Here is an 8268-nt window from a genome sequence, read left to right as displayed (position 1 = left end):
TAAAACCTCAGCCTTCCAAGCTGATGTCGTGAGTTCGATTCTCATCACCCGCTCCAAATAACGGGCCTATAGCTCAGCTGGTTAGAGCGCACGCCTGATAAGCGTGAGGTCGGTGGTTCGAGTCCACTTAGGCCCACCATATTCCACAGTAGCTCAGTGGTAGAGCTATCGGCTGTTAACCGATCGGTCGTAGGTTCGAGTCCTACCTGTGGAGCCATACTGGCCCGTTGGTCAAGCGGTTAAGACACCGCCCTTTCACGGCGGTAACACGGGTTCGAATCCCGTACGGGTCATCTTAAAAGCAGTTTGCATATGCAAACTGCTTTTTTATTTGGAAAAAACGAATGATTATGCTTTTAAAAAAGATATATTTTTATAACCTTTTTTAAAAGAAATTTCTTTATAGTGATTAAAAAACTCTTTACTTATTTAGATAAGTATATTATCTATATTTTTAATGGATATTGACATTTTGTATTATATTCATAATACGAAATAAATCTTTAAAGTGATCAAATTAAATAAATTGTATAAAATTATCTTCATGAACAAAAGTAAATACTGAAACTATTTAATAAAATATAAAGTTTTAGCATTTACTTTAAGTGATGACAAATAGTGCATTTTTCTACAAATAATATAAAAGATATCCTATTTTTATAGAAAGTAAGTTTACACTTTTACTTCTATATAAAATAAAATAAATATGTAATAACTATAATAAATAAATGAGAATAAGTATTTATTATTAAAAATGATTTCCTGTTTTATTTTTATACCTGATACTCTCGAAAATGTTATTATCTTAAATGCAACCATCAAAAAGTCTATCATATTGGAGTTAGTATAGTTTCATGGACACTATTTAATTAAGTCCTTACAATAATCTTTGAGAGGATGTGTCCGAAATGGAACGTAAACGTGCAGGCAAAAAATACAATGATGACTTTAAGAAAACGATTGTGGATTTATATCATGCTGGAAACTCGGTTAAAGAATTAAGCAGCGAATATGGCGTATCAGAAGTAACAATCTATAAGTGGGTGAAGGCATTTACACCTATCAGTTCAGAGGAAGGCTCTCTAACACCTAAAGAATTAGCTGAGATTCAGAAGGAAAACCTTCGGTTAAAACAAGAATTAGATATTCTAAAAAAGACTATGGCCATAGTCGCGAAAAAATAACAGAAGCAGAGCTCAACCATTTTATCGAGACATATAAAGAGCAATACACCGTCAGAAAATGTGCGAAGTGTTAACGATTCCGAGAAGTAGCTACTACAACTCGTTCAAAAAGACCGTGTCAAACCGTGAAGAGGAAGATCAGAAGTTGACGAAAGAAATCCAACGAATTCATGTGAAAAGTAAAGCGCGTTATGGCGCTCCAAAAATTCATCAGGCCTTATTAAACAACGGGTGTCATCTAAGTCTAAAGCGTGTTCAACGCTTAATGAAACGGGCAGGAATTCGTTCGATCACAAAGAAAAAATATCGTCCCTATCCGTCAAAAGAAAAAGTTCTGCAGCTAGAAAAACTGTTGAAACGAGATTTTTCTACACAGACTATTAATGAGAAATGGGTGGCAGATATTACGTATATCCCTACGGTAAGAGATGGTTGGTGCTATTTGGCGTCTGTATTGGATTTACACTCTAAAAAAATTGTTGGCTATTCTTTTTCCCGTTCAATGACATCAGAGCTGATCATTGAAGCACTTCAAAACGCTTACACTGCTCAAAGGCCCCGAAAGGGCTTACTTCTTCATACCGATCTTGGCTCACAATACACAAGTAGTGAGTTTACTCAGCATGTCCACAAATACGAGATGAAGCAGTCTTTCAGCCAGAAAGGCTGCTCTTATGATAATGCCTGCATAGAATCGTTTCATGCCATATTAAAGAAAGAAGAAGTGTATCATACGCAATATACAGACTATTCAGCTGCAAAAGTATCCATATTCCAGTTTATAGAAGGATGGTATAACCGAAACAGAATCCATAGTAGCCTTGGCTATCAAACTCCTCAAGCGATTGAGGATCAAATGAGAAAAACAGCTTAAGACTTAACTTTTTTGTGTCCAAATTATTGACTCAAATCCACTTACAAAAAATGAAGTTATGAATAATAACATTTCATCTATATTTTCAAATGAAAAAACTCAATGACTACATGATGTATACAAAATGTAGTCGGATAAATAGCAGGAACGTAAGACTTTCCTATTGAATATGTATACAAATTGTATATACGAGGTGATAGAGTGGGGAAATTAGATAAGTACGCTCGTCGATCAAAATTAAAAGAACAAAGTAAAGTGTTACCGATTCGGTTACCAGAAAGTATATATGAGCAATTTCGACAACGTTGTGTTGAGTTAGGATTGTCTATGTCAGAGGCTGGATATTTGCTAATTAAAGAAGAATTAGAAGATAATCTATACAACTCGAATACAAATGAGGTTGCCGTGACTACAGAACAACTACAAAAGATTATACACCATGGGAACACATCGTATACAAGAAACAATACAGGCAAATCTTCTTCTTTTTCTACACGATGGACCTCAAACCATTATGAGATTGAAAACGAATTGCCATGTCCACTATGTCAGCAATGGTATAGCAAAGCTAATTTTTCTCGTCATGCAAAAAATCATCATACAACTACTAAGGAACTTTTAGAAAGTAATGAAGATCTTGTTTATGAAATGATTGATAAACGTAAACAAAATATGTAAGGAAAATGCGTTGCTTATTAGAAGGTAACCTCTTGTTCAATTAAGAATAATTTGATTGAACAAGAGGTATATTTTGTGAGATGAAAGGTGAAAAATTTTTATGGGATAAGAAATGGTGCCTTTTTAGAGGATATTTAAAGAAGAATATAAATTAGAGATAACTAAATGAGTAAAAGATATTTATTATTAACTTTGGCGAACTGCTCGGTTTGCATTAATCCTTCCATAAGTCCAATATGAGCCTGTACCAAGTATTGGGTCAGCTGTGGTTTGAATATTATCTCTGATTTGTATGTTGTTTTTACCTTGAGCTGCTAGCAGTGCTGCTAACCCAGCTACATGAGGACAAGCCATTGAAGTACCGCTTAAATATGCATAATAACTACCAATATAGGTGGATAGAATGTTGGTGCCAGGAGCTGCTACTTCTACCCATGTACCATAATTTGAGAAGCTAGATTTTTGATCATTTTGGTCTGTAGAAGCTACAGCAATTACATTATCATAATATGCAGGGTATGTTATGATGTTAGCTCCATCATTTCCGGCAGCTGCTACAATAAAAGCACCTTTGTTCCAAGCATAATTAATAGCATTTTCCAATGTAACGGCTCCTTGGGGAGCACCTAAACTTAAGTTAATAACTTGAGCACCTTGATTAGCTGCATATACAATGGCATTTGCAATATTAGTTAGAGTTCCGTTACCTGCATTATCAAGTGCACGAACCGGCAATATAGAAGCTAACGGAGCCATACCAGCAATACCTAAACTATTATTGGTTGCAGCTGCAGCAATACCAGCTACGTGAGTACCGTGACCATTCCCGTCACTCGGGTTTGTATTTCCATCTACGAAATTATAACCAGGTAAAAGTTTTGAAGCTAAATCAGGATGGTTAAGTTGAACACCTGTATCAACGATTGCAATTTTTATACTACTGTTACTTCTTGTAACATCCCAAGCAGGAGGAGCTTGTACCTTTTGGGGACCATATTGATAAGGGTAGAAGGGATCGTTTGGCACATAAGAAGCTTTGAAAATATAGTTTGGTTCTGCATACTCTACTTCATCTAAGTCACCATAAATATTAATAAGTTTCTCTATATTCTTTTTTGAGTATACGAGGTGATATCCTAAATCATTATTCTCTTCTAATACAGTACATTTATTTTTACTGTGAATCTCTGCTGCTCTTTGCCCACATACATTTTCATTAAATTTAACAATCATTTGATTTGGTTCAAAAGCTGTTGGAGGTTCTGGATAGAAAAGAGTAACTATATATTTTACTGTATAAAATAACAATATAATAATAAATACGGATGATGCTAAAGCAAGCCAACTAAACACTAACATTCCTCCCAATCAATGAATTACTAATATAGTATTCACGATCTATTAAGAAGGATTGGACAAGTATACCTTTCAACAAAGAAACAGCTGTTACCTACATTATCATCCCTCATATAAAGGTTCTTTCTCTTGTTTTGATTTTTCTGACTATCTTTTAATTCAAGATTAGAATAGGAAAAAATCAACTTTATTCATAAAATTTAACATTAATGGACAAGCACACAAACAATCTATAGATAAATGAATAAAATATCATATAAAAAAGAAAAGGAGTGATTAATATAAAAAGCTATCGTCATTGTAATAATAAAAAAGATGATGTGTATTATTTAGAAGCTTCTTACCCATATAGAGGTTCATATAGTAAGAAAAAAGGTAATGAAAAATTCTTTGTTGAAAATCATACAATTGAAGGTTCTGGAACTAATTTAACAGGAAACATCCCATTAACTATCGCAGTTCCTGCTAGCGCTACGGATGTAAATGTTTTTGAAGACTTTACTAAAAACCACAATAAAACGCTTCTTCAATTATCAGCTGTAACTACTGGCCTTATAGTTTCAATATTCACAAGAGGTTCTAGAATGCCTATCTCGGCTACTATACCTGCAGGTTCTACGCGAGCTTTTCAAGTTGAAGATTTTGAGAGATTGACTGTTTCCAACCCATCTCCTACTACTGCTGGAACGTTAAACGTCTTCATTCAAAAAACATTTTGCATTGGCTGTAAAGAGCAAAATAAAAACCACAATAAAAAATGTTATTTCTAAGATATTAGACTTCAAAAAACACATCGGACTAGCTTTACCTGTTCGATGTGTTTTTTTAAATAATTAACGGCTGCCCCAAGTTTATAAAATTTTTGAAAGAAAACGTGTAGAGTAAAAAGGTATGATTTAAACAAAAAGACTATTAGCTCGAGAGCTAATAGTCTTTTCTCCATTTACTTAGTTGTAAACCACTAAAATATAGACTTAAACGTTTTAATTAGTATAATCCTCATTGTATTTTTGCTTACATTTATCTTTGCCGTAATCTTTTTCATGTTTGTCTTTGCGCTTATCTTTGCCATAATCTTTTTCATGCTTGTCTTTGCATTTATCTTTACCATAGTCTTTTTTATGCTTGTCTTTGCATTTATCTTTGCCATAGTCTTTTTCATGTTTGTCTTTGCATTTATCTTTGCCATAGTCTTTTTCATGTTTGTCTTTGCATTTATCTTTGCCATAATCTTTTTCATGCTTGTCTTTGCATTTATCTTTGCCGTAGTCTTTTTCATGCTTGTCTTTGCATTTATCTTTGCCATAATCTTTTTCATGCTTGTCTTTGCATTTATCTTTGCCATAATCTTTTTCATGCTTGTCTTTGCATTTATTTTCGCGGCTATCATATATAGTCTTTAAGAAATATTTGTTGTCATCTTTTTCATGCTTGTCTTTGTGTTTATCTTTGTCGTAATCTTTTTCATGCTTGTCTTTGCATTTATTTTCGCGGCTATCATATATAGTCTTTAAGAAATATTTATTGTCATCTTCTTGATTATAATAAGATTTAGTCAAATTAATTCCCTACCTTTATTTAGAATTGGTGTTTCTATATATTTTATTTTCAAATAGAAAAGTTGCTTGTACATTCAGGAAAAAACGGCTTTTAAACTAGTTATATTTATAACTCAATTGTGGAAATTTCTTTTAAAATGAGGGATTAAAGTGAGATTAGAAAAGATTATTGTAGATAAAAAGAGTATAAAAAGAAACAAGAGGTTTAACACTAAATGATTTAGGTGAAAAGGGAAGTATCGAAATGAAGTTCACAAGGGAGAAAGAGGAGAAAGAGGAGAAAGAACAATAGAATAAATTATTAATATGTTATATAACTATACAGTAGTGAATTCATCTCCTTTTTCAGGAAAATCGTTTGACTTAAGTTTGTCACTCATATATTCCTAACTCTCCACCCCATGTTGAAATTTTCTCTAGATGATAACTTAACAACTCACCTTCACGATTGTCGGAGATTCTTCTTAGTTGAGTGTGGAGACCTCTTTCTAAAGTCCGTTGCAGGTAGGCCATCTTATAGAGGGTCATTGGATCTGTTGTGAAGATAATGCCGTATTTCTTCATCTCATTCACATATATCTTTACACACTGGGTCCGAATTTCTTCTGCATTTTGTTGCCAATCTTTTCTGAAACCTAACAGTAATTCCACTAATACAACCATATCAAACCATACTGATGAGTATTTTGCTGATTCCCAATCAATAAATTGAATATTCCATGGAGTATTTTGAGTAACATTTTTGCTACATATATTTTGCATATGAAGATCACCATGAGTAATAGACGATCCATTTTCAACTAATTCAGGGAAGAAATCAGGTCCTTTATTATATAGCTTGATTAACGATGGATAATAAGGCTTTATTATATCGCTAATACGTTTGTCTTTAATTGCAGCGTTTAGTAAATCAACTGTTTGGTTCATGTATTTAACTCGATTTTTTTTCATAGAAGTAGATGTATAAACAGGAAGCCAACCCTTCCAAACACTTTTGTTCTTTTTAAATCTATTTTCGAAAGTTTGGCCATGAAGTTTAGCTATACTGGGGATAATATATTGAAAGTGGGCTGGAGAGAAGGTTAATTGACCACGTATCTGGTTAACGAATTCCATAAATATCCATGTTTCGTTTTTGACCGTTTCGATAAGATAAATACGAGGTAAAAACTCTTTTAAAATAGTATAAGCTTTTTTATAAATATTAATTTCTACTTCGTTTTTATAAGCTGTTGAATTGTAAACCTTGAAAATAACTGGATAATAGTTATTACTTCTTCGAAGAAGTAGTTTGTATATACTGCTTCGTTTAGTTGACTTCAGGCATGTGATTTCTGAGGGAACGATGATAACTTTTTCACCAATAGAATAAGAAAGTTTTTCAGCTATTTTTAATTGTTCAAACTGATGATATAGTGTTTTAAGGTCATGCATAGCATTCATTCCTTTCGTTTGCGTTTCCAGGCATTAATTAAATGAGACCATGCGCTTCTGAAAAATGGCATTGGATCATCCCATGCAAATAAAGCAAACTCTTTTTGACCTTGTAATCCTCTATAAAAGTCTTTAAAGGTCATTTCTGATTTCTTTTTCTTTTCAAGAAAAGTAAGGTAATATCTCACAAGATAAATCCAATTAATACGGTCTATTTGGTGTAATCTAGGTTCTGGATTTTGATTAGTTAAATACAAATAATAGATATAGACGAAATCAATGCCTGCAGGACCTGTTAGGCTGTGTGTTAACCAAAAACGAGGGTTTATTTCAATAAATTTGTAAACACCATCTCGAGGGTCTTTTTTGAATTCAGCCATACCAATACCTTTAAGCTTTATTTCTTCAAAAAATGGGATACATATATCGATAAGTTCCGGCACTTTTTTACTAACAATATGAGCCCCTGTTCCGAATTCTGCAGGGAATTGATGATTCTTTTGTAAGGAGAATAATGCGAGGAGATTCATATTATCATCATAAAAGGTTGCTACCTTATAAAAACACTGGTTGTCTCCAGGAATAAGCTCTTGAATAATTAGTTTTCCATATTCTCTGTAGAGTGGATATTCACTCCTTAATTGATTAGGAGTTTCTAGCACAATCGCTTTTTTATTGATTTTTTTTCTAAATTCGTGACCAAGTACAGGCTTTAAAATACAAGGGAAATCAAGATTTACAATAGCATCTTCAAGTTCTTCTTTACTCTCTATCACATATGTTCTCGGGCATGGAATATTATGCTTAAAGGCTAGTTCATAGGTTTTGTTTTTATCAAGTACTTGTTCAATTAAAGAATGATCGGGAAATAAAAACAAGAAATATTTTAACAATTCATCTCGATTTTTCGAGATGAATTGTACATAGTCATCTGCTCCTGTGTACAAGACAGGCTTTAAACCTATCTTTTTAGATAAATTGATTAAGAATTCTAATAGTTTCTTTTCTTCAGTTAAGGGGCTAGGGCATATACTGCAAGTAGCGAGGCGTGATTTTCCTATTTTATATGGTTTTTCTGTGTCAAAAGCGTAAACTTTTATACCCTTTCTTGCTAAACTTCTAATAATTCCAACCCCATTTGCACTCAAGTCAAGAACAACTGCAGAATGTTCATGTTTCATGC

General features: G+C 33.1%; 6 protein-coding genes, 4 tRNA genes and 1 pseudogene (1 of these 11 only partly in view). 7 read left to right on the top strand and 4 right to left on the bottom strand.

Annotation, left to right across the window (positions count from 1 at the left end; all coding sequences use genetic code 11):
• The 6 genes and pseudogenes from LIS78_RS30315 to LIS78_RS30290 form a co-directional block, all read left to right on the top strand.
• Positions 1–56 (top strand) — tRNA-Gly (locus tag LIS78_RS30315); it begins 18 nt to the left of the window's first position.
• A 6-nt stretch (positions 57–62) separates the two neighbouring features.
• Positions 63–139, top strand: a tRNA-Ile gene (locus tag LIS78_RS30310).
• Between the two features lie 3 nt (positions 140–142).
• A tRNA-Asn gene (locus LIS78_RS30305) sits at positions 143–217 on the top strand.
• A 4-nt stretch (positions 218–221) separates the two neighbouring features.
• Positions 222–293, top strand: a tRNA-Glu gene (locus LIS78_RS30300).
• 615 nt (positions 294–908) lie between these two features.
• Positions 909–2058 (top strand): annotated as a pseudogene (locus LIS78_RS30295) (IS3 family transposase).
• Between the two features lie 201 nt (positions 2059–2259).
• Entirely contained in the window at positions 2260–2736 is a 477-nt protein-coding gene (locus tag LIS78_RS30290) for a hypothetical protein (RefSeq protein WP_252285755.1), read from the top strand.
• Positions 2737–2922: 186 nt separating this feature from the next.
• On the opposite strand, the gene LIS78_RS30285 is transcribed toward LIS78_RS30290, so the two are convergent.
• Entirely contained in the window at positions 2923–4089 is a 1167-nt protein-coding gene (locus LIS78_RS30285) for a S8 family peptidase (protein WP_434092405.1), read from the bottom strand.
• Between the two features lie 275 nt (positions 4090–4364).
• Between LIS78_RS30285 and LIS78_RS30280 the strand changes: the two genes are divergently transcribed.
• Positions 4365–4862, top strand: a complete 498-nt coding sequence (locus tag LIS78_RS30280; RefSeq protein WP_252285753.1) for an exosporium protein D — start codon at positions 4365–4367, stop codon at positions 4860–4862.
• A 213-nt stretch (positions 4863–5075) separates the two neighbouring features.
• Here LIS78_RS30280 and LIS78_RS30275 read toward each other — a convergent pair whose 3' ends face one another.
• The 3 genes from LIS78_RS30275 to LIS78_RS30265 form a co-directional block, all read right to left on the bottom strand.
• On the bottom strand, positions 5076–5651 hold the full coding sequence (locus LIS78_RS30275) for a hypothetical protein (protein WP_252285752.1): 576 nt from the start codon (positions 5649–5651) through the stop codon (positions 5076–5078).
• Between the two features lie 372 nt (positions 5652–6023).
• Positions 6024–7085 (bottom strand): oxidoreductase family protein, encoded by a 1062-nt coding sequence (locus LIS78_RS30270; protein WP_252285751.1) that lies wholly within the window; start codon positions 7083–7085, stop codon positions 6024–6026.
• A gap of 5 nt (positions 7086–7090) precedes the next feature.
• Positions 7091–8266, bottom strand: a complete 1176-nt coding sequence (locus tag LIS78_RS30265; protein WP_252285750.1) for a carboxylate--amine ligase — start codon at positions 8264–8266, stop codon at positions 7091–7093.
• Positions 8267–8268: the final 2 nt, after the last annotated feature.

It is taken from the genome of Priestia megaterium (genome assembly GCF_023824195.1).
Classification (GTDB): domain Bacteria; phylum Bacillota; class Bacilli; order Bacillales; family Bacillaceae_H; genus Priestia; species Priestia megaterium_D.
This window is presented reverse-complemented; position numbering and strand designations above follow the sequence as displayed.

Coding starts and splice junctions, on each gene's coding strand:
- LIS78_RS30270 (WP_252285751.1), bottom strand. CDS start 7,085: ATGCATGACCTTAAAACACTATATCATCAGTTTGAACAATTAAAAATA.
- LIS78_RS30265 (WP_252285750.1), bottom strand. CDS start 8,266: ATGAAACATGAACATTCTGCAGTTGTTCTTGACTTGAGTGCAAATGGG.